Origin of the sequence: Roseovarius sp. MMSF_3350 (assembly GCF_030733425.1) — a bacterium.
Lineage (GTDB): Bacteria > Pseudomonadota > Alphaproteobacteria > Rhodobacterales > Rhodobacteraceae > Roseovarius.
In genome coordinates, this window is sequence record NZ_JASHIZ010000003.1 from 120,210 (window position 1) to 143,019 (window position 22,810).

Below are 22,810 nucleotides of genomic sequence, written 5' to 3' on the forward strand. Positions count from 1 at the left end.
GTCGGCGTGATATGCTTGCCCGAACGCGCTAACGAGGCAGAGCAGGCCCACGCGACATGACGGCGTTGAGCGAATACGAACGGCTGGAGGCCTCTGGCCTGTGGCGGGCGTCCCCGGACGCGCAGCGCGTTGATGTCTACGTCTCTCTCGGTGATGCCACGCTGACCATTCTTGACAGGCGTGAACGGCCCCTCACCCACTGGTCGCTCGCCGCCATCGCGCGGGCCAATCCCGGCAAACGACCCGCGCTCTATCATCCCGACGGCGACGCGAGCGAGGTCCTGGAACTGGACGACGACGCGTCCGAGGTTATCGACGCCATCGAAAAACTTCGCACCGCCGTGGACCGGGCCCGCCCGCGTCCGGGCCGGCTTAGGCTGGTGATGTTCTTGGGCAGCCTCGCGGCCGTCGCGGCTCTATCGACCCTTTGGTTGCCCGGCGCGTTGCGCGACCACGCCACCAAGGTCCTGCCGCAGGTCACCCGCGACGAGATCGGCCAAGCCCTGCGCCGCCATATCGAACGGGTCACCGGCCCGGCCTGTGACGGCCCGGAGGGCCGCCGCGCCCTTTCGGAATTGGGCAACCGGCTTCCGGCCGGAGACGACCCAGGCACTCTCGACGTGATGCGCGACGGCGTGAAAGGCGCGGTCGCCCTGCCCGGCAAGACCATCCTGTTGGACCGCGCCCTCGTCGAGGATTTCGAAGAGCCCGACGTGCTGGCCGGTTTCATCGTCGAGCAACGTATGCGCGCAAGTGTCCATGATCCCATCGATGCCCTGCTGCAACATGCCGGAACGTGGGACAGCCTCCGCCTGCTGACCACCGGCGATCTGCCCGAGGATGTCCTGTCGGACTATGCCCGGCACCTTCTGACACGCAAGCCGGAGCCGCTGCCCGTCGAAACGCTGCTGAACGGATTTGAGAGCTGGTCGGTGCGGTCGACGCCTTATGCCTATGCTCTGGACGTCACCGGCGAGTCCACGCTCGGCCTGATCGAGGCAGATCCCTTCGCCAGCGAAGCACCGCCGCCGATCCTCAGCGATGCCGACTGGATCAGGCTGCAAGGCATCTGCGGCAGCTGAGGCCACCACAGAACGCACTGATCATTTTCGCAAGTAGGCGTTGGGATATCCCGCGCGACGTACGGCCCGCATGCCTGCCTGAAGCTGTGCCTGCGTCTCAAAAGGACCCACGACCACCGAAGAATAGCGCTCGCCCTTGTGGGTGGTCTTGCCCATCCGGGCCGGAAGCCCCGCATTGGCGAGCCGCTGTGCAGCACTTCGCGCCAGGTTCGGTTCGCTGAAGATGCCGACCTGCACATAGCGATGGCTGGCCGCCTTGGCCGCCGATCTGGGTGCCGAGGACCGTGTGGAAACCGTGGGCTTCACGGCTTCGCTGCGAGGAGCGGTCTCGGCGAAGTTACGAGTCCGCTTGACGGAACGCACCTGCCCATCGCCGCGGCGCACGACAGTGATCGGATCGGGCACCATCCGGCCTCGCGTGGCGATGATCACACCCGCTGCCCGTTGCTGTTCAAAGCTGGTGTAGGGGTATTGCAGACCCGGATAGTTGTGCGTCACCTCGCGCCCGGTGCGGCGGTCGATAAGGCGGCGCGGCACGGTTTTGGTCCAGGCGACCTCCATCATCGCCTTGCCGGCGAATGTCTGGTGGGCGCGCCGCGGGTTCAGGCGGTCATCCTCCCAGACCGGCTGATAGCCCTCGGGCACGTAGACGCCGCGCGTGCTGCTGACTTGCCGTTCATAGACGTGCCGCGGCGCCACGCGCACGGGCGGCGACGGCACCTCCCGCGGGGTCACGACTTGGCCGGGCTGCACCACATACACTGGCGCGGGCATGGGCGCGGGCCGCGTTTGCGGCGCCGGGGCCGCCGTCACGACCCGGATCGCTGTGCCCGTGCCGGACCCGCCGGAAATGACGTTGGCGTGCGGTGCGGTTTGCGGCCCACAGCGCACCGCGAGGCCCTGCTTGGCTTGCATGTAACGTTGCGACAGTGCGCTGGCGCCTTGGCAGGCGGGCTGGCTCTGCACCACGCGTTCAGCCTTCGGGGTCGGCTTCGGCGCAGGTTTCGGCGCGGTCGCCGTCTTGGGCGAGACCGTGATGATCTTGGGGGCGGTTGCGGCCGTGCTGGGCGCAGCCGGCTTCGACGCAGGTGCAGGGCGCACGACTTTCTTCGGCGCAGTGGCCACGCGCCTGGTCGTCGGGACCGGCTTCGGTGCGGCGGCAGGCTGTTGCGGAACGGTGATAACCTCGGGCTGCCGTGCAGCCGGTTGCGCCGGGGCGGGCCGCGCCGATGCGGTCGCGGTACCGGCATCCAAAGACGGCTTGAACCCGCAGATCACCTTGCGGCCCCGCGTCACGCGGGGCACCCAGGTCACATTGCCGTCGATGCCCGCGCGGATGAACACGCATCCCCGGCTGTCGACATATTGCCGGCCGGTGTAGCTCGCCGGTGGAAACTCCGCCGGAACCCTCGCGCCCGAATCACTCTGCGCGACAGCCTCGCCGTGCGCTAAAGTCGCGGCGATTGCAGCTATCGCCAAAACACGCGTCGCTCTCATTTTGCCCCCAAGACAGATGGGGAAAGAGTGCCTTAATATCCTCTCTGAGTAAACAGCAATTAGCCTATTTGGTGCCGAACATCCGATCGCCCGCATCACCTAGCCCCGGGAGGATATATCCGATGTCGTTCAGCCGCTCGTCCAGTGCCGCCGTCACGATGGGCACATCCGGATGCGCCTCCTTCATCCGGGCCACGCCCTCGGGCGCGGCCAGCAGGCAGAGAAACCGGATATCCGTAGCACCCGCCTCTTTCACCATCTCGACCGCTGCCGCCGAGGAATTACCCGTGGCCAGCATCGGGTCGACCACGATGGTCAACCGTTTGCTTAACTGCTCGGGCACCTTGAAATAGTATTTCACCGGCTTCAGAGTCTCCTCGTCGCGGTACAGCCCGACGAACCCAACGCGGGCTGACGGGATCAGCTCCAACATGCCGTCAAGCAACCCGTTGCCCGCCCGCAGTATCGAGATCAGCGCCAGCTTGCGCCCCGCCAGCACGGGCGCGTCCATCTCCTGCAACGGCGTTTCGATGGTCTGCGTGGTCATCTTCAGCTCACGTGTGACCTCGTAGGCCAGCAACTGGCTGATCTCCCGCAGAAGCTGCCGGAACACGGCGGTTGGCGTGTGCTTGTCGCGCATCAGGGTCAGCTTGTGCTGCACCAAGGGGTGGGTCACGACGGTCAGGTGCTCTTTCATCTCGGCTCCGTTCGGCAAGGCAGGTAGGCTGAACTGTTCTTTCCAGAAAAAACCGCGAAGGGCAACGCAGAGGTCAGGGAAGAAAAGACCGCCCCGGCCCGCGCTCCGCCAATCCAAGATGCGCGGCCACGCTCGCGGCCACATCGACGAAATCCACGATCCCGGCCTCATGCGCCCCGACCCCGGCCACCAGCACCGGCACGCGCTCGCGCGTGTGGTCGGTGCCCGGCCAGGTGGGGTCGTTGCCGTGATCGGCGGTGATCAACATCAGGTCGCCCGGTCGCAGGAGCGACAGGCATTGGCCGATCCCGAGGTCGAACCGCTCCAGCGCCTCCGCATAGCCTTTCACGTCGCGCCGGTGCCCGTACTTGCTGTCGAACTCGACGAAATTGGCGAATGTCAGGCTGCCCTCGGCCGCCACGACCACGGCCTCCTCCAGCTCTTGCATCAAAGCCGCATCGCTGCCGGTCGTCAGGTCGTCGATCCCTTGCATCGAGAAAATGTCGCCGATCTTGCCGAGACCGTGCACTTGTCGCCCCCCCGCCTGAGCCCAGTCGCACAAGGTCGGCGCCGGCGGCGCCATGGCAAAGTCCTTGCGCCGTTCGGTCCGCTCGAACCCATCGCGTTCCGAGCCGACGAACGGGCGCGCGATGACACGCCCTACGCCCATGTCGTGCAAGAGCGGCGCGATCGTGCGGCAAAGGTCCAGCAACCTGTCCAGCCCGAACCGTTCCTCGTGCGCGGCGACCTGGAACACGCTGTCGGTCGAGGTATAACAGACCGGCCAGCCCGTGCGCATATGCTCTGCGCCAAGCGCCTTCAGGATCTCGGTGCCCGAGGCGTGGCAATTGCCGAGGATGCCGTCCACCCCCGCGGCCTTTCGCACCGCCGCGACCAGCGCCTCGGGAAAGGCCGGCACCTCTTGCGGAAAGACATGCCACGCAAACGGTACCGGCACCCCGGCCAGTTCCCAATGCCCGGTCGGCGTATCCTTTCCCGGCGAAATTCCTTGCGCCGCACCCCAGCATCCTTCGGGCGCCGCGCCAAGCCCCGGCGCCGCCGCGCCCGAGGCCAGCGCCACCGCGGCTCCAAGCCCCAGCCGGTCAAGGTTGGGCAGACTCAACCCGCCTGGTCGCGCCTGCGCGATATGGCCGAGCGTGTTGGCGCCGGTATCGGGAACAATCCCGTTGAAGAACCTGTCGGCATCCGGCGCCCCGCCGATACCCACCGAGTCCATCACCACCAGAAAGGCGCGACTCATGGCCCGACATGCTCGATCACCAGAGGGCTCTCCGCAGGCGCAACCGGCCCGATCTCGATCGCGCGGCGCACGATGGCCTCGGCGATATCGGCATGGGCCGCCCGGCTGGCATGAATGCGCAACAAAGGCTGTCCCGCGATCACCTCTGCGCCCAGGGTCAGAATGTCGGACAGGCCCACCGCCGGGTCGATCCGGTCGGTTTCAACCCTGCGACCACCGCCGAGCGCGATTACCGCGTGGCCCAGCGCCTCGCCGTCAATCGCGGCGACAAAACCCGGCGCCTGTGCCGGGACCTCGCGGATGATGGTCGCCTCGGGCAGGAACCGCTGCCACGTATCGACGAACTGAACCGGCCCGCCCAGGGTGCGCAGCATCCGACCAAAGGTCTCTGCCGCCTGCCCGTTCTTCAACACGTTCAGCACCTGGCGCACGCCGCTTTCCGGACTGTCGCACAGACCGCCATGATACAGCGCCTCGCCGCCCAGATAGCAGGTCAGCTTTGCCAGCCGCCCCTCGACCGTTCCGGTCAGGACGCGCATCGCCTCGGCCACTTCCACCGCGTTGCCTGCCGAGGGCGCAAGGGGCTGGCTCATATCCGTGATCAGCGCGCTGCACCTGCATCCGGTCGCGTTCGCGGTTTCGACCAGCGATCCGGCCAGCGACCGCGCCGCGTCCAAATTCTTCATGAACGCGCCCGAGCCCTTCTTGACGTCCAGCACCAGCCCCGTCAGCCCCGCCGCCAGCTTCTTGGACAGGATCGAAGCCGTGATCAGATCCACGCTTTCCACCGTGCCCGACACATCCCGCACCGCGTAAAGCCGCCGGTCCGCCGGGGCGATCTCGGCGCTGGCCGCGGCGATCACGACGCCGAGTTCCTCGACAATCCTTTGCAACCGCCCGGTCTCCAACTCGGTCGAAACGCCCGGAATGGCCTCCAGCTTGTCCAGCGTTCCACCGGTATGGCCCAGCCCGCGACCCGAGATCATGGGCACCGCCGCGCCGCAGGCCGCCAGCGCCGGCGCCAGCACCAGGCTGATGCAATCGCCGATCCCTCCGGTCGAATGCTTGTCCAGAACGGGGCGATCGGTGCGCCACTGCAATATCTGCCCGCTGTCGCGCATCGCCAGTGTCAGCGCACGGCGGCTGTCGGGCGCAAGCGATTTCAGCAGGACCGCCATGGCAAAGGCCCCGGCCTGCGCATCGCTCACGCCGCCATCGGCAAGACCGCTCACGAAACCTTCGAGGGCCTCGTCAGATACCGCGTCGCCATCGCGTATCGCCGCTATGACCTGTCGCGCTTCCAACGCTCAGCCGTTCGCCATGTGTTTGGTCGCAAATGCGCCGGGCAGCAGGTCCTTCAGGGCCCGGGTCTCACTTGCGCCGCCCAGCGTGGCCATCGTGACCGGCGTGTCCCCGCCGCCGAATTCCGCCAACTTCTGTCGGCACCCGCCGCAGGGCGACACCGGTTCGGGGCTGTCGGCAATGACCAGGATCTCTGCAATTTCGGTCTCGCCCGCAGCCACCATCGCGGCAATGGCCCCAGCCTCGGCGCAAGTGCCTTCGGGATAGGCAACGTTCTCGACGTTGCACCCGGCGAACGTCCGACCGTTGCGCGTCGTCAGAGCGGCCCCGACCTTGAAGCCCGAATAGGGCGCATAGGCGTTGTCCCGCACGCGCCGCGCATCGTCCAGCAAACTCATCACGCCTCCCGGTCTGTTGCCCGCATCCTCGCTCTTTTGAGATTGCGTCGCCACGCCCCGATATGCAAGCTAACTGTGGCCCGGCACCAACAGGGCTGGAACATCCGGCGGATACAATATAGTTTAGCCTTAAACTATTTCCTCAGAGGGACCTTATGGCCGATAATTCGAACGAAACCCTGCGCCAGGCAGCACTGACCTACCACGAATTTCCAAAGCCCGGCAAACTCGAGATTCGTGCGACGAAACCGCTGGCCAACGGCCGCGACCTGGCCCGAGCCTATTCGCCCGGCGTCGCCGAGGCCTGCCTCGAAATCAAGGCGAACCCGAACGACGCCAGCCGCTATACCGGTCGCGCCAACCAGGTTGCCGTGGTCACCAACGGCACTGCCGTCCTCGGCCTTGGCAATATCGGCGCGCTGGCCGCCAAACCGGTGATGGAGGGCAAGGCGGTCCTGTTCAAGAAGTTTGCCAATATCGACTGTTTCGACCTCGAACTGGACGAGCAGGACCCCGAGCGCCTGGCCGAGATCGTCTGCGCCCTGGAGCCGTCCTTCGGCGCCATCAACCTCGAGGACATCAAGGCGCCCGACTGTTTCATCGTCGAAAAGATTTGCCGCGAGCGCATGAACATTCCGGTCTTTCACGACGACCAGCACGGCACCGCCATCGTCGTTGGGGCGGCGGCCACCAACGCGCTGCACGTCGCCGGCAAATCCTTCGAGGACATCAAGATCGTCTCCACAGGTGGCGGCGCTGCCGGCATCGCCTGCCTTAACCTGCTGCTGAAACTGGGCGTGAAGCGCGAAAATGTCTGGCTCTGCGACATCCACGGCCTCGTCTACGAGGGCCGCACCGAGGACATGAACCCGCAAAAGGCCGCCTTCGCGCAAAAGACCGACCTGCGCACGCTCGACGATGTAGTCGAAGGGGCCGATCTGTTTCTCGGCCTTTCCGGTGCGGGCATTGTGACGCCCGAGCATGTTTCCCGCATGTCCGACCGCCCCATCATCCTGGCGTTGGCCAACCCCGTGCCTGAAATCATGCCCGACGAGGTGCGCAAGATCGCGCCCAATGCGATCATCGCCACGGGCCGCAGCGATTTTCCGAACCAGGTCAACAACGTGCTCTGCTTTCCGTTCATCTTCCGCGGGGCGCTGGACGTGGGTGCGACCGACATCAACGACGCCATGCAGATCGCCTGCGTCGAGGCCATTGCCGAACTGGCCCGCGCCACCACTTCAGCAGAGGCTGCCGCCGCCTATCAGGGCGAACCGATGAATTTCGGACCCGATTACCTGATCCCCAAACCCTTCGATCCGCGGCTTTCCAGCGTCGTACCCACCGCCGTCGCCAAGGCCGCAATGGACTCGGGCGTGGCCGCGCGTCCGATCGAGGATCTGAACGCCTATTCCGCCAACCTCCAGGCCTCGGTCTTCAAGTCGGCGATGCTGATGCGCCCGGTCTTCGAGGCCGCGGCCACCGCTGCCCGCCGGATCGTCTTTGCCGAGGGCGAGGACGAGCGCGTGCTGCGCGCCGCGCAGGCGATCCTTGAGGAAACGACCGAGCTGCCGATCCTGATTGGCCGCCCCGACGTGATCGCCGCGCGCTGCGAACGGATCGGGCTGGAGATCCGCCCCGACAAGGATTTCAGCATCGTGAACCCGGAACGCGACCATCGCTACCGCGACTACTGGGCCACGTATCATGACATCATGAAACGGCGCGGTGTCACCCCCGACCTCGCCAAGGCAATCATGCGCACAAACACCACCGCCATCGGCGCCATAATGGTCTACCGCGAGGAGGCCGACTCGCTCATCTGCGGCACGTTCGGCGAGTATCGCTGGCATCTGAACTACGTCACGCAAGTGCTGGGCGACGCCGATCATCACCCGCATGGCGCGCTCTCGATGATGATCCTCGAGGACGGCCCGCTGTTCATCGCCGACACCCATGTCCGCGTCCGCCCCACGCCCGAAGAACTGGCAGAGACCGCCATCGGCGCAGCGCGCCACGTCAAGCGGTTCGGGTTGGAACCCAGTGTCGCCTTCTGCTCGCAGTCGCAGTTCGGCAACCAGGGCAGCGATTCCGGCAAGCGCCTGCGCGAAGCGCTCGAAATCCTTGACCGCGCGCCGCGCAATTTCTGCTACGAGGGCGAGATGAACCTCGACGCCGCACTCGACCCCGATTTGCGGCAGCGCTTGCTGCCCGACAACCGTATGGAAGGCGCCGCCAACGTGCTGCTCTTCTCCAACGGCGACACCGCCTCAGGCGTGCGCAACATCCTCAAGATGAAGGCCGGCGGGCTGGAGGTCGGGCCGATCCTGATGGGCATGGGCAACCGGGCGCATATCGTGACCCCGTCGATCACCGCGCGCGGGCTCCTCAATATGGCGGCCATCGCGGGCACGCCGGTGGCGCATTACGGCTGACGCGCCAGCATATTCCCTTCGCAGGGCGGCTTGCGATATTGTGACACGGGCCGCCGGGACAGTCTTGTCTCGGCGCGTTGCCCTGGCGTAAACGATGCGCGAGGACCGTGGAGGGGATACAATGGCATACAAAGACATCTACGAAGGTTGGAAAGCCGATCCGGAAGGCTTCTGGATGCAGGCCGCCGAGGCGATCGACTGGGAGAAGAAACCTTCCAAGGCGCTGTTTGATGACAAGACCCCCTTCTATGAATGGTATAGCGACGGCAAGGTGAATGGCTGTTTCAACGCCGTTGATCGCCACGTCGCGAGCGGACACGGCGACCAGGTGGCGATCATCCATGACAGCCCCATCACCGACAGCGTAACCAAGATCACCTACGCCGAACTGAAGGACCGCGTTGCCGGCCTGGCCGGGGCGCTGCGGGCCAAGGGCGTGGAAAAGGGCGACCGTGTCCTCATCTACATGCCCATGGTTCCCGAGGCGCTGGAGGCAATGCTGGCCTGCGCCCGGATCGGCGCGATCCACTCGGTGGTCTTCGGCGGTTTCGCGGCGCACGAACTGGCCGTGCGCATTGACGATGCCAAGCCCAAATGCATTATCGCTGCCTCCTGCGGGCTCGAGCCGGGCCGTGTCGTCCACTACAAGCCCCTGCTCGACGGCGCCGTGGACCAGGCCACGCACAAGCCCGACTTCTGCGTGATTTTCCAGCGCGAGCAGGTAACAGCCCTTCTGACAGAGGGCCGCGACGTTGACTGGCACGATTTCCAGAAAGGCACCGAACCCGCCGACTGCCTGCCAGTCGAGGGCAATCACCCCGCCTATATCCTCTATACCTCCGGCACCACCGGCGCGCCCAAGGGCGTCGTCCGCGCCACGGGCGGCCATCTCGTGGCGCTGCACTGGAGCATGAAGAACATCTACAACGTCGATCCCGGCGACGTGTTCTGGGCCGCGTCCGACGTCGGCTGGGTCGTGGGGCACAGTTATATCTGCTATGCGCCGCTGATCCACGGCAACACCACCATCGTGTTCGAGGGCAAGCCTGTCGGCACCCCCGATGCCGGCACCTTCTGGCGCGTCATTGAAGATCACAAGGTGAAGTCCTTCTTCACCGCGCCCACCGCCTTCCGCGCCGTGAAACGCGAGGATCCGCGTGGCGAGTACCTGAAGAAATACGACCTCTCGAATCTGAACGCTATCTACCTCGCGGGCGAACGTGCCGACCCCGACACCATCGAGTGGACACAAAAGATGACCGGCAAGCCGGTCTATGACCACTGGTGGCAGACCGAAACCGGCTGGACCATCGCGGGTATGCCCGCGGGGATCGAGGCACTGCCGGTCAAGATCGGCTCGCCTACCGTGGCGATGCCCGGCTACGACATCCAGATCCTCGACGATGCGGGCCACCCGGTCGCGCCCGGCACGCTGGGCGCCATCGCGATCAAGTTGCCCCTCCCCCCCGGCACCCTGCCCACGCTCTGGAATGCCGAGGACCGTTTCCGCAAAAGCTATCTCGACCATTTCCCCGGCTATTACGAGACCGGCGACGCCGGCATGATCGACGAAGACGGCTATGTCTGGATCATGGCGCGCACCGATGACGTGATCAACGTCGCGGGTCACCGCCTGTCTACCGGCGGGATGGAAGAAGTGCTGGCCAGCCACCCCGACGTGGCCGAATGCGCAGTAATCGGCGTCAGTGACGAACTTAAGGGGCAACTGCCCGTCGGCTTCGTCTGCCTGACGAAGGGCGTCGACCGTCCGCACGAGGAGATCACCGCCGAATGCGTCAAGCTGGTGCGCGACCAGATCGGCCCGGTCGCCGCCTTCAAGCTGGCCGTCGTGGTCGACCGCCTGCCCAAGACCCGCTCGGGCAAGATCCTGCGCGCCACCATGGTCAAGATCGCCGACAGCCAGGATTTCAAGATGCCTGCCACGATCGACGATCCGGCAATCCTGGACGAGATCCGCGATGCGCTGCAAACTATCGGACTGGCGAAGTAGGGTTTAGCTGAACTGCTCTCGCAACAGCCGTTCCTCCAGCCCGTGGCCCGGATCGAACAAAATCCGGTGCTGAATGGTGGGATCGGACCGCACCTCGACCGACAGGACATCGCGGATCGAACTGCTGTCCGCATCCGCCATCACCGGCCGCTTGCCGGGGTCCAGTACGTCGAACCGCACATGCGCGTTCTTCGGCAACAGCGCGCCGCGCCAGCGCCTTGGCCGGAAGGCCGCCACCGCCGTCAGCGCCAGCACGTCCGACCCGATCGGCAGGATCGGTCCGTGTGCGCTGTAGTTATAAGCCGTCGATCCGGCGGGTGTCGCCAGAAGGCAGCCATCGCAGCTCAGCTCTTCCAGCCGCAACCGCCCGTCCACCGTAATCCGCAGCTTGGCGGCCTGGGGCCCAGCCCGGAGCAAGGACACCTCGTTGATCGCCAAAGCTTCGTGCGTGCGCCCGTCCTTGTCGGTGGCCGACATGAACAGCGGGTTAATAACCTCTTCCTCGGCTTCCTCCAGCCGCTCCAGCAGGTCCGATTCGCTGTATTCGTTCATCAGAAAGCCGACTGTGCCGCGATTCATCCCGTAAACCGGCTTTCCCAGCTTCTGAACCGCGTGCAGTGTCTCCAGCATGAACCCGTCGCCGCCCAACGCGACGATCAGGTCCGCCTTCTCCGGCTCGGCATGATCGAACCGCGCCGCGAGGGCCGCTCGGGCCGTCTGCGCTATGGGCACATTGCTGGCGACAAAGGCGATTTTCTGCGGATTGCCCATTTTGGCTACCTTGATTTGTTCTGGATGTTGATCGAAGCATAAATCGCGCCTTCGTACCAGCGATGCCGGTCCGCGGGCCGCATGTGTCGTATTACCGCCTTCCAAAGAGACGGTGTTTCCGATACGAAATCGCCTGGCTCGCAATGTGGAGGACATCACCAATGGCGCACGACGGAAATCAAGATTTTGTTTCAGAAGGCTTTTTCACGGAATCGCTGGCGTCTCGCGACCCCGATATCGCTGAAGCTATCCAAAAGGAATTGGGTCGCCAACGCGACGAAATCGAATTGATCGCATCGGAAAATATCGTCTCCGCCGCCGTGATGGAAGCGCAAGGCAGCGTGATGACCAACAAGTACGCTGAAGGCTATGCCGGCCGACGCTACTATGGCGGGTGTCAGTTCGTCGACATCGCCGAGAACCTGGCCATCGAGCGCGCGTGCAAGCTCTTCGACTGCGGCTTTGCCAACGTTCAGCCCAACTCGGGCAGCCAGGCCAATCAGGGTGTGTTCACCGCCCTACTGCAACCCGGCGACACCATCCTCGGCATGAGCCTCGATGCAGGCGGCCACCTGACCCACGGCGCTGCGCCCAACCAGTCGGGCAAGTGGTTCAATGCGGTGCAATACGGCGTGCGCAAGGAAGACAACCTGATCGACTACGATCTGGTCGAGGCCCTGGCCAAGGAACACCAGCCCAAGCTGCTGATCGCCGGTGGTTCGGCCGTGCCGCGCCAGATCGACTTTGCCCGGATGCGCGAGATTGCCGACATGGTCGGGGCCTACCTGCACGTGGACATGGCCCACTTCGCTGGCCTCGTCGCGGCGGGTCTGCACCCCTCGCCCTTCCCGCACGCGCACGTGGCCACGACGACCACGCACAAGACCCTGCGCGGCCCGCGCGGCGGCATGATCCTCACCAATGATGAGGCACTGGCGAAGAAGTTCAACTCCGCCATCTTCCCCGGCATCCAGGGCGGCCCGCTGATGCACGTGATCGCGGCCAAGGCCGTCGCGTTTGGCGAGGCACTGCGGCCCGAGTTCAAGTCCTACATCCAGCAGGTCATCACCAACGCGCAGGCGATGAGCGACCAGCTGATCAAGGGCGGGCTCGACACCGTGACCCACGGCACCGACACCCATGTCCTGCTCGTGGACCTGCGGCCCAAGGGCGTCAAGGGCAACGCCACCGAGAAATCGCTGGGCCGTGCGCACATCACCTGCAACAAGAACGGCGTTCCGTTCGATCCGGAAAAACCCACCGTCACCAGTGGTATCCGCCTTGGCTCGCCCGCCGGCACGACGCGCGGTTTCGGCGAAACCGAGTTCCGGCAGATCGCCGACTGGATCGTCGAAGTGGTCGATGGGCTTGCTGCCAATGGTGAGGACGGCAACAGCGACGCCGAGGCCAAGGTCAAGGCCGAGGTCGCGGATCTCTGCGCCCGCTTCCCGCTGTACCCGAACCTCTGATTTCGGTCTGAACGCACCTGGAACCCGCGTAAGCCCTTGCTCGCGCGGGTTTTTATATGATCCTCTGCCAGCGCAACGCGAACAGCACCAGCGCGCCCAGGATCAGCAGGTTGAACACCAGCCCGGCCAGCCAATGGATCAGCCGGCTGCGCCGCCGATCAGCCGCATCGATGGTTTTCAGGTGCGCCTCCAGACCCTCGAAAGCCCTCTCCACACGCGCCTCGTCCACTTGGGCGGCCAACCGCGGATGCGACAGTTTCCGCTCCGCGTCCACAAGGTACCGGCCGTCTTCCCGGAGGCGCTTGGGCAATATCCGCCCGGCGCGGCGCAACCGCGTGCCAAGGGTCTTGCCCCGAAGCCCCAGCTTTTCGTAAAGCTGCTTTTCAAGCGCCTCGCGCCGTGTACCAAATTGTTTGCGATCAATCACTTAAGCCACCCCTCGGCAGCGCACATTAGGCGCAATTGAATGCGGGAGCAATGGCGTGTATTGGCTTAAGCCATGCTGAACGTCATTCACCACACCTCGGACGGCAATGCACCGCCGCTTCTCATCGCCCACGGGCTTTATGGCTCTGGGCGAAATTGGGGCGTAATCGCCAAGCGGCTGTCCAACCGTGGCCTGGTCATGGCCGTCGACATGCGCAACCACGGCACAAGCCCTTGGTTTTCCAAGCATTCCTATCAGGACCTCGCCGCCGATCTCGCCGAGGTGATCGAGGCCGAAGCAGACGGGCCGATCGACGTGCTGGGCCATTCGATGGGCGGCAAGGCGGCGATGGTGCTGGCGCTGACCCGCCCCGACCTTGTGCACCGGCTGATCGTGGCCGACATCGCGCCGGTCAGCTATGGCCACAGCCAGGCTCAGTATATCGACGCGATGCGTAGCGTGGACCTGTCGCAGGTCACCAAGCGGTCGGACGCCGAGGCACAGTTGAAAGGCGTCGTGGATGACCCGGCGCTGATCCCGTTTTTCACACAATCGCTTGATGTAAAAGAGAAAAAATGGCGCCTCAACCTCGATGCGCTCGAGGCCGAGATGCCGAAAATCCTCAGCTTTCCCGACATGGACAGCCGCTTCGACGGCAAGACGCTGTTCCTGTCCGGCGCGAACTCCGACTATGTCGCGCGGGAGTACCGAGCCCGCATCAAGGAGCTGTTCCCCGACGCCACCTTCATCAAGCTCAAGGACGCGGGTCACTGGCTGCATGCCGAGCGGCCGCGGGAGTTCGAATCCGCCGTGCGCGGCTGGCTGGAAAATACCGCGTCGGTATAGCGTCGGTATCCGAGTGGTATCGCGTCGGTGCCGCGTCACCCGGCGCAGCGGGGATGGCAGGGCTGCTTCGCCTCGACCCGCGACGCTCACGGGGCCTGTGGCCGATTTGCGAAGATATGGTGAAATTTGATCGCCGCGCCGCCAGATATGGTTGACCGGCGGCAAACAGCGCTATATCGCAGAAGCACAGGTGTTAGACGCGGTAGCATCACTGACAGCGGGGTCCGGCGGCCATTGGCCACGGACCCCGTTCGCATTCCGACCTACTGCCATTCGGCGCATCGGATGATGAAAAGGCGCCAGGTGCTCAGACGCGGTCCTTGCATCGCGGGAGTCACCCCGCACCCTGACGCCTTTGCCGAACCGACCACCCCAGGGGGCATCCGGCCCAGCTTTGCCGCAGGCCTCATAGAGACCCTTGGCGATCCCGCCGCCGGAAGGCAGCGACACCGTTCCACACCCGTCGCCGGGCGTGGCCGCCTCAAGATCCGAAGACCTCCTGGCCACGGACAAGGGGCACGCCCCTGCCCGCCTGCATCGACCCGGCGATACGCGGTTCGTTCTGCCCCGAAGGACGTGAACGTTTCCGGCATCGGCCTGAACCGGCTTGAGCGGTCGTTAAGGCCCAAAGGCCCCCGTTTCCACCCGCGCCGGCCCCGAGGGGCCTTTGCGACGCTGCGCTGGGTCAGCGACCCGTTGCAGTCATTCAAATGACACACCCGAAACCGTGTTCGGGCAAGAAAAAAGTAATGAGGCATCGAAATTTCTTGGGGATAACCTGTTGATATTACGCCGGGAATCCCTGTGGATAAGTCTCGAAATCTTAATGTTTTGGCTGCTTTGCTCCGGGATAACTGCAATCGTGACGGGAGCAGGCGCACCTGGGCAGTTTCTGCAGTTGCAAATTTACCTTTTTTGGAAAATTGACTCAGAAATGCGCGACTCACGTGATATGCTGTCGGGACATATCACCAGGGTGGGGACCCATGCTTAAAACATCTTTGTGCGCCGCTGCCGCGGCATTTCTCGTGATGGCCGATACTGCCAAGGCCGATACCTACATCCTCGTTAGCTGCTATCGCGGCCCTTGGAACGAAGTGATCTGGGACAAGGCGAACCCGAACTTCGTCGATTCGCTGGTCAGCGCGGGCTACAGCGAGCAGGAAGCGGCCAGCGTCGCCAACTATATCTGCCGCGACCCGCGTCTCGTGAACAATCCGATCGCCCTGGCAAAGGAAGTCCGTTCCGCAATGGCCAACGCGCCGCGCGGGTGAGGGACGGTCCGGACGCGGCTCTTCAAACCGTCCGGGCGACGGTTTGAAGCGCGAACGGGCGGAGCCTAGGGAATAGGCCGGGCGGCGACGCCCTGCGTCCGATTCGTGGCGCCGTAGGGTGGGTGAAAACCCACGCGTGCCGAACCGTTATGCCGGGTGGGTTTTTATCCACCCTACACGGTTTCTTAACCTCGGCGCGGAACGGTGGGCGCATGCCCAGGTATCGACGCCTCTATGTTCCCGGTGGGACGTACTTCTTCACCGTCACACTCGCCGACAGATCGGCGACGACCCTGACCGACGAGATAGGTCTTTTGCGGTCGGTCTATGCCTCCGTCACCGCGCAACATCCCCTGCATTGCGATGCCATGGTCGTTCTGCCGGATCACATTCATGCGGTCTGGACGCTGCCCCCAGGCGACGATGATTTTTCAACAAGGTGGAAAAAGGTCAAAGGTTTGTTTTCACGTCATTGTTCGGCGACCGGTTTCGCCAACCAGAGCAGGCGGCGGAAAGGCGAAAGAGGTATCTGGCAGCGGCGTTTCTGGGAACATGCGATACGCGATGATGCGGACTTTATCGCGCATGTGAATTATTGCCATTTCAACCCGGTGAAACACGGATTGGTCGACCGCCCCGAGGATTGGCCCTATTCGACGATACATCGAGATATCCGCGCCGCCGCGTAGGGTGGGTGAAAACCCACGTGTTTTGGAACGTCGCGCCGCGTGGGTTTTCACCCACCCTACGGCTCAATTATCCATCTTGAGCGCCGAAATGAACGCCTCCTGCGGGATATCCACCTTCCCGAACTGGCGCATCTTCTTTTTCCCCGCCTTCTGCTTGTCCAAAAGCTTGCGCTTCCGGCTGGCGTCGCCGCCATAGCACTTCGCCGTCACGTCCTTGCGCAGCGCGGATAGCGTCTCGCGGGCGATCACCTTGCCGCCGATGGCGGCCTGGATCGGGATCTTGAACATGTGGCGCGGGATCAGGTCCTTGAGCTTTTCGCACATCGCCCGGCCGCGCATCTCGGCCCGGTCGCGGTGCACCATCATGCTGAGCGCGTCCACCGGCTCATCATTCACCAGCACGGACATCTTCACCAGGTTGTCCTCGCGGTAGCCTTCCAGCTGATAGTCGAAGGAGGCATAGCCCCGCGTCACCGATTTCAGCCGGTCGTAGAAGTCGAACACCACCTCGTTCAGCGGCAGGTCATAGACCGCCATCGCCCGGCTGCCGGCATAGGTCAGGTCCATCTGGATGCCGCGCCGGTCCTGGCAGAGCTTCAGCACGTCGCCCAGGAATTCGTCCGGCACCAGGATGGTGGCCTTGATCCGCGGCTCCTCGACATGGGCCACGGTCGAGGGGTCGGGCATGTCGGCGGGATTGTGCAGGTCGATCTGCGTGCCGTCCTTCATGTAGACGTGGTAGATCACCGAGGGCGCGGTGGTGATCAGCTCGATATCGTATTCCCGCTCGATCCGGTCGCGGACCACCTCGAGATGCAATAGCCCCAGGAACCCACAGCGAAAGCCGAAGCCCAGCGCGGTGGAGCTTTCCATCTCGTAGCTGAAGGACGCGTCGTTGAGCGCGAGTTTCTCGATGGCGTCGCGCAGATCCTCGAACTCCGCCGAGTCCACGGGGAAAAGCCCGCAGAAGACCACCGGCTGAGACGGGTTGAAGCCGGGCAAGGGCTCGGGTGTCTGGTTCTTTTCCAGCGTGATCGTGTCGCCCACGCGGGTGTCGCGGACCTGCTTGATCGAGGCGTTGAGATAGCCGATCTCGCCCGGTCCCAGCTCCTTGACCGGTTTCATCGACGGGCGGTAGACGCCGATATCGTCCACGTCATAGGTGCCGCCGGTCTTCATCATGCGGATGCGGTCACCTTTCTTCAGGACCCCGTCGATGATGCGGACAATACAGATCACGCCCAGATACTGGTCATATTTGCTGTCGACCAGCATCGCCTTGAGCGGCGCGTCGCGGTTTCCCTTGGGCGGGGGCAGCAGGTTGACGATCGCCTCCAGCACCTCGCGGATACCCTCGCCCGTCTTGGCCGATACCGGGATGGCGCCCGAGGCATCGATGCCGATCACGTCCTCGACCTGTTCGGCGACGCGGTCGATATCACTGGCAGGCAGGTCGATCTTGTTGAAGACCGGGACGATCTCGTGGTCGGCGTCGATCGCCTGGTACACGTTGGCCAGGGTCTGCGCCTCGACCCCTTGAGTGGAGTCCACCACCAGCAGCGAGCCCTCGACCGCCCGCATCGAGCGCGAGACCTCGTAGGCGAAATCGACATGGCCGGGCGTGTCGATCAGGTTCAGCACGTAATCCTCGCCATCGAGTGCGGTATACTCGATGCGCACGGTGTTGGCCTTGATGGTGATGCCGCGCTCGCGCTCGATATCCATCGCATCGAGCAGCTGTTCCTTCATGTCGCGGTCCGGCACCGTGTCGGTGGCCTGGATCAGCCGGTCGGCCAGCGTCGATTTCCCGTGGTCGATATGCGCCACGATGGAGAAATTGCGGATATGCGAAAGCGGTGTCATGCGCTGGGTATGTAGTGGATTTGGGAGGTGGTCAAGGTGGCTTGATCGCGCGGGACATCAGGGTGAAACGCCCTATGTCACAACACGGAACAGGAGGCGACCATGCATAACGAGACGACACTTACCGGCGTTCTGGTCACCGGCAAGGTGCAGGGCGTGAACTATCGCGGCTGGACGCAGAAAGAGGCCCGGGCACGTGGTCTGCGTGGCTGGGTCCGCAACGAGGAGGATGGCTCGGTCCGCGCCGTGCTGTCGGGGCCGGAGGAGGCCGTGGCGGACATGTTGCGCGCGATGGAAAAGGGGCCGCTGGCGGCGAATGTCGCGCGGGTGGAGCCGGAACCGGCCGAGGCACCGCAGCAGGACGGGTTCGAGATCCTGCGCTGAGCTTCCGGCCGCCTGTCCGGCGTCATCCCGGACTCGATCCGGGATCTCTCTGCCCCCGGGACCGCGCAGCTTATGCCGCGGAAACAGGCACCGCGCCATGCCGCGTCGTCTCACCGACCGTTCAACGCTGACTTTCCCACGCCATGCGCTACACTCCTCGCCAGGAGGTATCGCCGATGGTCCGACTTGCCCTGTTCCTCGCCGCTCTTGCAACACCTGCCGTCCCACAGGAGGCCGAGCGCAAGCCCAGCCATTGCCTCTCGATCGCGCAATCCGCGCCCGGCATCGACTTCGTGCACAAGGCCAGCTTCCGCGATCCGGTGCCGCAGGACCGGGTGCGCATCCATTACATCGCCCACGCCTCGTTCCTGATCCAGGCGCATTCCGGCACCAGCGCGGTCACGGATTTCACCGGCTTTATCGGCAATGTCGATTTCCTGCCCGACGTGGTGACGATGAACCACGCGCACGAAACCCACTGGACTCCCTTTCCCGACCCCGGCATCCCCAACGTCCTGCCAGGGTGGGGCGAAGAGCATGGCGCAGGCATCGACCACTATCTCGATCTGGGCGACATGGTGATCCGCAATGTCTCGACCGATATCCGCTCGCGCTATGGCGCGCCGGCCGAGCCCGAGGGCAACTCGATCTTCGTGTTCGAGACGGCGGGGCTGTGCATCGGCCACCTGGGGCACCTGCATCACATGCCGACCGACGAGCAATTCGCGGCCCTGGGCCGGGTCGATGTGCTGCTGGCGCCGGTCGATGGGGGCTATACCTTGCCCCTGCCCCGGATGATCGAGACTGTGAAACGCCTGCGGTCGTCGATCGTCATTCCGATGCACTGGTTCGGTGACGGCACGCTGCAAAGCTTTCTGAATGCGATGGAAGAGGAATTCGCGGTCGTCCGGACAGAGGACAGCGCGCTCACCGTTTCGCTGGATACGCTTCCGGGGCAGCCCACAATCATGGTGCTGCGGCCCCGGTGGCTCCGCGAGCCGGAATGAGACCTACCGTTTCCGGTCGCGCCGCGAGCTCATCGGCTGGAACGCGACGCCGACATGCGCTTCGCAATAGGGCTTGCCGGATTGCACAGGCAGACCGCAGAACCAGAAATCATGCGTCGCCGGATCGCCCACGGGCCATTTGCAGGTCCGCTCGGTCAACTCCATCAGCGTCAGCCGCTTGGCCTTTTTCTCGATCTCGCTGACCTTGGCCAGCGCCTCGGGGTCGATCTCGTTCGCAGAAGGTTGCGGCGGCAGGGGCTGGCCCGCCGGGATGATCGCCTTGACGCGGCTCGCCGCGGCGGTGGGCGCGGGTTCTTCCTTGGGCTCGGGCTTTTTCGCCTCGGGCTTGGGCGCGGCGGGCTTGGTCTTGGCCGCCGCCGGTTTGGCCTTGGCGGCGGGCTTGGCCTTGGCCGGCGCCTCGGACGCGGCGGCGCCATTGCCCGACCCGCTGCGGTTCGACAGGCCAAGGCGGTGTACCTTGCCGATCACCGCGTTGCGGGTCACGCCGCCCAGTTCCTTGGCGATCTGGCTGGCCGACTGGCCCTCGCTCCACATCTTCTTCAGCAGTTCGACGCGCTCGTCACTCCAGGACATGAGCCACCTTTCATTGGTTCATCACGCCGCCGGTGCACCCGGGAGCGTGGTCTTTTTGTCAGTTGCCCTATTCTAATCACTGGGCGTTGAGTTACAAGGCACCGCGAGACGACAATCGAGGCCAAGATGCAGGAATTTCACGAAATGGGCAGCCGCCGCTTCGGGCGGGTCAACTGGCTTGGGCTGGCCACGCTGGCGCAGCGCGAAACCCAGCGGTTTCTTGCCGTCTGGACCCAGACGCTGATGGCGCCGCTGGCGACAGCCGGCCTCTTCCTTGTGATCTTTTCCATCGCCATCGGAGAGCGCCGGGGCGACGTGATGGGCGTGGATTTCACCACTTTCATCGCGCCCGGCATCCTGATGATGACGGTGATCCAGAACAGTTTTGCCAACACGTCCTCGTCCATCGTGATTTCCAAGGTGCAGGGCAATATCGTCGACACGCTGATGCCGCCCCTGTCGCCCGCCGAACTGGTGCTGGGCTATCTGGCCGGGGCCGTGGCGCGGGGCGTGCTGGTCGCGCTGGCCATCGCGGTGGGGCTGGCGCTGTTTCTGGGGATAGTGCCGGTGCATCCGCTGATCTGGCTGGGCTTCGTGACGCTGGGCGCGGCGTTTCTGGGCGCGCTTGGCATGGTGGCGGGGATCTTCGCGCAGAAGTTCGACCAGATGGCGGCGATCACCAACTTCATCGTCACGCCGCTCGCCTTCCTGTCGGGCACGTTCTACTCGGTCGAGGCGCTGCCCGGCGCGCTGTACACGATCAGCCACGTGAATCCGGTCTTCTACCTGATGGACGGGGGCCGGTACGGCATGATCGGCGTGTCGGACAGCAGCGTGTCGATGGGCGCGGCGATCGTGCTGATATCGACACTGGCTGTCTCTGCCCTGGCTTGGGCGCTCTTCCGCAAGGGCTATCGGCTGAAGGCGTGAGCGGGGCCATTTTCCGCGCGGAAAATGATAGCGAAAATGCGCATTTTCGCGCGCCCGGCGGCGCAGGTCAGCCTTGGCCGGCCGGGCTGAGCGCGCAGACATGGCGCACCTTGCGCCCGTCGCGGAAATAGTCGTGCATCCCCCGCCTGTCCTCGCCCAGGATCGGGTCGTGGTCGAGCCATGTGGCCTCGTAATTCAACGCCTCGGCCATGAAATCGGTGGCCTTGCGCGACGGCACGCCCACGACCGTGTGGCTGCGCCCCTCGACCTCGGACACCGCGTTCAGCGGGTTCGACACGTCTTCCTTCAGCACCTGTATCACGGCGTTGTCCAGCACGATGAACTCGCTGTCGATGATCACCAGCCTGGGCTGCAACGCGCGGATGAGCGACAGCAGGCGGAAATGGTCCATCACATGGTAGAAGATGCCGTAAAGCGCCACCACGTCGAACTGCTCGCCCGCCGCGCCCCGCGTCTCGAGATCGGCGAAAAGATCGCCGCAGGTCAGGCGCACGCGGCGCTTGAAATCGGTCTCGGGGAAGGCGTCGAACCGCGCGACAAGTTCGGGCCGTGCCTCGACCCCCACGACTTCGGCCGCGCCGGCGGCGGCCAGCGCGTAGGACCACCGCCCGTCATGGGCGGCGAGGTCCAGCACGCGGGCGCCCTCGATCTGCGGCAGAAACGGGTCGATGATCAGCTTGTGACGCTGGTTCAGCCGATAGATCGTGGTCGCGTTGTCGTCATAGGGGGGAAGCTCGGCGAGAAAGTCGAACAGTCCGCTCATCGGCACAGTTGCTCGGCGCGGTCCCCGTAAGCGCGATACGCCTTCCAGAAAGCCTCGTCCCGGCCCCGGTCCGACTGGCGGATTTCCTGCGCCTGGTGCGGGTCGCGGTAGAACGCGGCGGCGCGGCGCTGGTCGGACGGGTTCAGCGTCTGGTCCGCCGCCGCCTGGATGCAGCCGCACAGCGCCTGCGAGCGCGATTTGCGGTCCGACGCCATGCAGGCGCTGGAAATCGGGCCTGACGCCATCGGGGCGGCCCGGCTGACCGCTCCGCTGCGCCCGTCGAAGCGGTCCGGCTGGCCGCATCCGGCAAGGCCGAATGCCATAAGGGTCATCAATAGCTTTTTCATCGGGACTGTCCTGCTCTGTCCTCGTGGGGCGGCGGGATCGCGGGTTTGCCCCGTCTTGGCCGCGCCGTTTCGTTAACCTTCAGTGGGCGCGATATTGCCCCATCGCCAGAGGTTTTTCAATTGAGTTGATACCGGCGGCGACGCTCAGTCCCGCGCCGTGTTCTGCTCGGGCGGTGTCGTCTCGTACTGGTCGCCGGGCGAGGTAAAGCGCGTCCACCGCGCCGGCAGAATCGAGCCCGCGGTCAGCGCGAGGTTTTCGCCCGTGGCCGGCATGAACCAGATCTCCATGCCGCTGTCGGCCCTGCCCAGTTCCCGCACCACGGCCCGGCGCGGGATGCGGATCTCGACGGTGGCCCCGTCGCGATAGGCCAGTCCGGTGCCCACGCAGGTGGCATCCTGCCCGATATAGTTCTGCGCGGGGGCAACCTCGTTGAAGACCCGCAGATCATGCAGCACCACCTGCCCGTTCACCGCCAGCGTCGCGGGCGCGAGAAGGTCGCGCACATGCGGGCGCACGTATGCGGTCAACCGCTCGCTTTGCGCCCAGACGCCACACAAGGCCAGTTGACCGTCGATGGCCCGGCGCGGCTCGACCGCCACGGTGATGCCGCCGCCGGTGGTGAACCCGCCGCCGCCCAGCGTGACATCCCCTGCCAGAGGCACGGTGTCGGGTGCCGCAACGGCAGAGCCCGGCCCGGAAACTGCGGCCAACGCGGCGATCATAAAGGCGCGGAATGACATG

Annotated in this window: 22 protein-coding genes; 10 read left to right on the plus strand and 12 right to left on the minus strand. The window is 64.7% G+C overall.

Translation table 11 applies throughout. The annotated features are described in order from the left end of the window. Window positions 1-56: 56 nt before the first annotated feature. On the plus strand, window positions 57-1,082 hold the full coding sequence (locus RBB31_RS04690) for a hypothetical protein (protein ID WP_306128101.1): 1,026 nt from the start codon (window positions 57-59) through the stop codon (window positions 1,080-1,082). A 21-nt stretch (window positions 1,083-1,103) separates the two neighbouring features. Here the strand turns inward: RBB31_RS04690 and RBB31_RS04695 are convergent, their stop codons facing one another. From RBB31_RS04695 to RBB31_RS04715, 5 genes are all read right to left on the minus strand, one after another. After that, a complete protein-coding gene (locus RBB31_RS04695) occupies window positions 1,104-2,561 on the minus strand; it encodes an SPOR domain-containing protein (protein WP_306128102.1) in 1,458 nt (485 codons plus the stop codon). Window positions 2,562-2,643: 82 nt separating this feature from the next. After that, entirely contained in the window at window positions 2,644-3,276 is a 633-nt protein-coding gene (gene upp, locus RBB31_RS04700; protein WP_306128103.1) for a uracil phosphoribosyltransferase, read from the minus strand. Window positions 3,277-3,349: 73 nt separating this feature from the next. Then, window positions 3,350-4,537, minus strand: a complete 1,188-nt coding sequence (locus tag RBB31_RS04705; protein WP_306128104.1) for a phosphopentomutase — start codon at window positions 4,535-4,537, stop codon at window positions 3,350-3,352. Then, complete coding sequence (locus RBB31_RS04710; RefSeq protein ID WP_306128105.1) at window positions 4,534-5,841, minus strand: thymidine phosphorylase; 1,308 nt, start codon at window positions 5,839-5,841, stop codon at window positions 4,534-4,536. Before RBB31_RS04710 ends, RBB31_RS04705 begins: the two co-directional genes overlap by 4 nt. 3 nt (window positions 5,842-5,844) lie before the next feature. Further along, a complete protein-coding gene (locus RBB31_RS04715; RefSeq protein ID WP_371931290.1) occupies window positions 5,845-6,237 on the minus strand; it encodes a cytidine deaminase in 393 nt (130 codons plus the stop codon). A 155-nt stretch (window positions 6,238-6,392) separates the two neighbouring features. Here RBB31_RS04715 and RBB31_RS04720 point away from each other — a divergent pair, with 155 nt between their 5' ends. Together RBB31_RS04720 and RBB31_RS04725 are read left to right on the plus strand one after the other, a co-directional pair. After that, window positions 6,393-8,672, plus strand: coding sequence for an NADP-dependent malic enzyme (locus RBB31_RS04720; protein WP_371931291.1), 2,280 nt, complete (start codon window positions 6,393-6,395; stop codon window positions 8,670-8,672). A 121-nt stretch (window positions 8,673-8,793) separates the two neighbouring features. Further along, complete coding sequence (locus RBB31_RS04725; RefSeq protein WP_306128106.1) at window positions 8,794-10,683, plus strand: propionyl-CoA synthetase; 1,890 nt, start codon at window positions 8,794-8,796, stop codon at window positions 10,681-10,683. A gap of 3 nt (window positions 10,684-10,686) precedes the next feature. Here RBB31_RS04725 and RBB31_RS04730 read toward each other — a convergent pair whose 3' ends face one another. Then, a complete protein-coding gene (locus RBB31_RS04730) occupies window positions 10,687-11,454 on the minus strand; it encodes an NAD kinase (protein WP_306128107.1) in 768 nt (255 codons plus the stop codon). 161 nt (window positions 11,455-11,615) lie between these two features. On the opposite strand from RBB31_RS04730, the gene glyA reads away from it, so the two are divergent. Beyond that, on the plus strand, window positions 11,616-12,923 hold the full coding sequence (gene glyA / locus RBB31_RS04735; RefSeq protein ID WP_306128108.1) for a serine hydroxymethyltransferase: 1,308 nt from the start codon (window positions 11,616-11,618) through the stop codon (window positions 12,921-12,923). Between the two features lie 52 nt (window positions 12,924-12,975). On the opposite strand, the gene RBB31_RS04740 is transcribed toward glyA, so the two are convergent. Further along, complete coding sequence (locus RBB31_RS04740; RefSeq protein ID WP_306128109.1) at window positions 12,976-13,350, minus strand: hypothetical protein; 375 nt, start codon at window positions 13,348-13,350, stop codon at window positions 12,976-12,978. Window positions 13,351-13,422: 72 nt separating this feature from the next. On the opposite strand from RBB31_RS04740, the gene RBB31_RS04745 reads away from it, so the two are divergent. The 3 genes from RBB31_RS04745 to RBB31_RS04755 all read left to right on the plus strand — a co-directional run bounded on the left by RBB31_RS04745 (window position 13,423) and on the right by RBB31_RS04755 (window position 16,159). Continuing rightward, the gene (locus RBB31_RS04745; RefSeq protein ID WP_306128110.1) at window positions 13,423-14,196 is read left to right on the plus strand and encodes an alpha/beta fold hydrolase; all 774 of its coding nucleotides are present in this window, start codon (window positions 13,423-13,425) and stop codon (window positions 14,194-14,196) included. Window positions 14,197-15,182: 986 nt separating this feature from the next. Further along, on the plus strand, window positions 15,183-15,470 hold the full coding sequence (locus RBB31_RS04750) for a hypothetical protein (RefSeq protein WP_306128111.1): 288 nt from the start codon (window positions 15,183-15,185) through the stop codon (window positions 15,468-15,470). Between the two features lie 212 nt (window positions 15,471-15,682). Then, window positions 15,683-16,159: a transposase gene (locus RBB31_RS04755; protein ID WP_306128112.1), complete on the plus strand. Its 477-nt coding sequence runs from the start codon at window positions 15,683-15,685 to the stop codon at window positions 16,157-16,159. 63 nt (window positions 16,160-16,222) lie between these two features. On the opposite strand, the gene lepA is transcribed toward RBB31_RS04755, so the two are convergent. Then, complete coding sequence (gene lepA / locus RBB31_RS04760; RefSeq protein WP_306128113.1) at window positions 16,223-18,022, minus strand: translation elongation factor 4; 1,800 nt, start codon at window positions 18,020-18,022, stop codon at window positions 16,223-16,225. Between the two features lie 102 nt (window positions 18,023-18,124). Here lepA and RBB31_RS04765 point away from each other — a divergent pair, with 102 nt between their 5' ends. Both RBB31_RS04765 and RBB31_RS04770 read left to right on the plus strand, forming a co-directional pair. After that, entirely contained in the window at window positions 18,125-18,406 is a 282-nt protein-coding gene (locus RBB31_RS04765) for an acylphosphatase (protein WP_306128114.1), read from the plus strand. Between the two features lie 176 nt (window positions 18,407-18,582). Continuing rightward, window positions 18,583-19,413 carry an MBL fold metallo-hydrolase gene (locus RBB31_RS04770; RefSeq protein ID WP_306128115.1) on the plus strand — a complete coding sequence of 277 codons (831 nt, stop codon included), beginning with the start codon at window positions 18,583-18,585 and terminating at the stop codon, window positions 19,411-19,413. A gap of 3 nt (window positions 19,414-19,416) precedes the next feature. Here RBB31_RS04770 and RBB31_RS04775 read toward each other — a convergent pair whose 3' ends face one another. Beyond that, window positions 19,417-20,007, minus strand: a complete 591-nt coding sequence (locus RBB31_RS04775; RefSeq protein ID WP_306128116.1) for a GcrA family cell cycle regulator — start codon at window positions 20,005-20,007, stop codon at window positions 19,417-19,419. Between the two features lie 126 nt (window positions 20,008-20,133). Here RBB31_RS04775 and RBB31_RS04780 point away from each other — a divergent pair, with 126 nt between their 5' ends. Then, window positions 20,134-20,937 (plus strand): ABC transporter permease, encoded by an 804-nt coding sequence (locus tag RBB31_RS04780; RefSeq protein WP_306128117.1) that lies wholly within the window; start codon window positions 20,134-20,136, stop codon window positions 20,935-20,937. Between the two features lie 67 nt (window positions 20,938-21,004). Here RBB31_RS04780 and RBB31_RS04785 read toward each other — a convergent pair whose 3' ends face one another. From RBB31_RS04785 to RBB31_RS04795, 3 genes are all read right to left on the minus strand, one after another. After that, window positions 21,005-21,721, minus strand: a complete 717-nt coding sequence (locus tag RBB31_RS04785) for a methyltransferase domain-containing protein (protein WP_306128118.1) — start codon at window positions 21,719-21,721, stop codon at window positions 21,005-21,007. After that, window positions 21,718-22,068: a hypothetical protein gene (locus tag RBB31_RS04790; RefSeq protein ID WP_306128119.1), complete on the minus strand. Its 351-nt coding sequence runs from the start codon at window positions 22,066-22,068 to the stop codon at window positions 21,718-21,720. Before RBB31_RS04790 ends, RBB31_RS04785 begins: the two co-directional genes overlap by 4 nt. 144 nt (window positions 22,069-22,212) lie before the next feature. Further along, window positions 22,213-22,809: a hypothetical protein gene (locus RBB31_RS04795; RefSeq protein ID WP_306128120.1), complete on the minus strand. Its 597-nt coding sequence runs from the start codon at window positions 22,807-22,809 to the stop codon at window positions 22,213-22,215. Window position 22,810 lies beyond the last annotated feature (1 nt).

What these genes read in the sequence shown, in the direction of transcription:
- RBB31_RS04690 (WP_306128101.1), top strand. Translation starts at nt 57, where the DNA reads ATGACGGCGTTGAGCGAATACGAACGGCTGGAGGCCTCTGGCCTGTGG.
- upp (WP_306128103.1), bottom strand. Translation starts at nt 3,276, where the DNA reads ATGAAAGAGCACCTGACCGTCGTGACCCACCCCTTGGTGCAGCACAAG.
- RBB31_RS04705 (WP_306128104.1), bottom strand. Translation starts at nt 4,537, where the DNA reads ATGAGTCGCGCCTTTCTGGTGGTGATGGACTCGGTGGGTATCGGCGGG.
- RBB31_RS04715 (WP_371931290.1), bottom strand. Translation starts at nt 6,237, where the DNA reads ATGAGTTTGCTGGACGATGCGCGGCGCGTGCGGGACAACGCCTATGCG.
- RBB31_RS04720 (WP_371931291.1), top strand. Translation starts at nt 6,393, where the DNA reads ATGGCCGATAATTCGAACGAAACCCTGCGCCAGGCAGCACTGACCTAC.
- RBB31_RS04725 (WP_306128106.1), top strand. Translation starts at nt 8,794, where the DNA reads ATGGCATACAAAGACATCTACGAAGGTTGGAAAGCCGATCCGGAAGGC.
- RBB31_RS04730 (WP_306128107.1), bottom strand. Translation starts at nt 11,454, where the DNA reads ATGGGCAATCCGCAGAAAATCGCCTTTGTCGCCAGCAATGTGCCCATA.
- glyA (WP_306128108.1), top strand. Translation starts at nt 11,616, where the DNA reads ATGGCGCACGACGGAAATCAAGATTTTGTTTCAGAAGGCTTTTTCACG.
- RBB31_RS04745 (WP_306128110.1), top strand. Translation starts at nt 13,423, where the DNA reads ATGCTGAACGTCATTCACCACACCTCGGACGGCAATGCACCGCCGCTT.
- RBB31_RS04750 (WP_306128111.1), top strand. Translation starts at nt 15,183, where the DNA reads ATGCTTAAAACATCTTTGTGCGCCGCTGCCGCGGCATTTCTCGTGATG.
- RBB31_RS04755 (WP_306128112.1), top strand. Translation starts at nt 15,683, where the DNA reads ATGCCCAGGTATCGACGCCTCTATGTTCCCGGTGGGACGTACTTCTTC.
- lepA (WP_306128113.1), bottom strand. Translation starts at nt 18,022, where the DNA reads ATGACACCGCTTTCGCATATCCGCAATTTCTCCATCGTGGCGCATATC.
- RBB31_RS04765 (WP_306128114.1), top strand. Translation starts at nt 18,125, where the DNA reads ATGCATAACGAGACGACACTTACCGGCGTTCTGGTCACCGGCAAGGTG.
- RBB31_RS04770 (WP_306128115.1), top strand. Translation starts at nt 18,583, where the DNA reads ATGGTCCGACTTGCCCTGTTCCTCGCCGCTCTTGCAACACCTGCCGTC.
- RBB31_RS04775 (WP_306128116.1), bottom strand. Translation starts at nt 20,007, where the DNA reads ATGTCCTGGAGTGACGAGCGCGTCGAACTGCTGAAGAAGATGTGGAGC.
- RBB31_RS04780 (WP_306128117.1), top strand. Translation starts at nt 20,134, where the DNA reads ATGCAGGAATTTCACGAAATGGGCAGCCGCCGCTTCGGGCGGGTCAAC.
- RBB31_RS04785 (WP_306128118.1), bottom strand. Translation starts at nt 21,721, where the DNA reads ATGAGCGGACTGTTCGACTTTCTCGCCGAGCTTCCCCCCTATGACGAC.
- RBB31_RS04790 (WP_306128119.1), bottom strand. Translation starts at nt 22,068, where the DNA reads ATGAAAAAGCTATTGATGACCCTTATGGCATTCGGCCTTGCCGGATGC.
- RBB31_RS04795 (WP_306128120.1), bottom strand. Translation starts at nt 22,809, where the DNA reads ATGTCATTCCGCGCCTTTATGATCGCCGCGTTGGCCGCAGTTTCCGGG.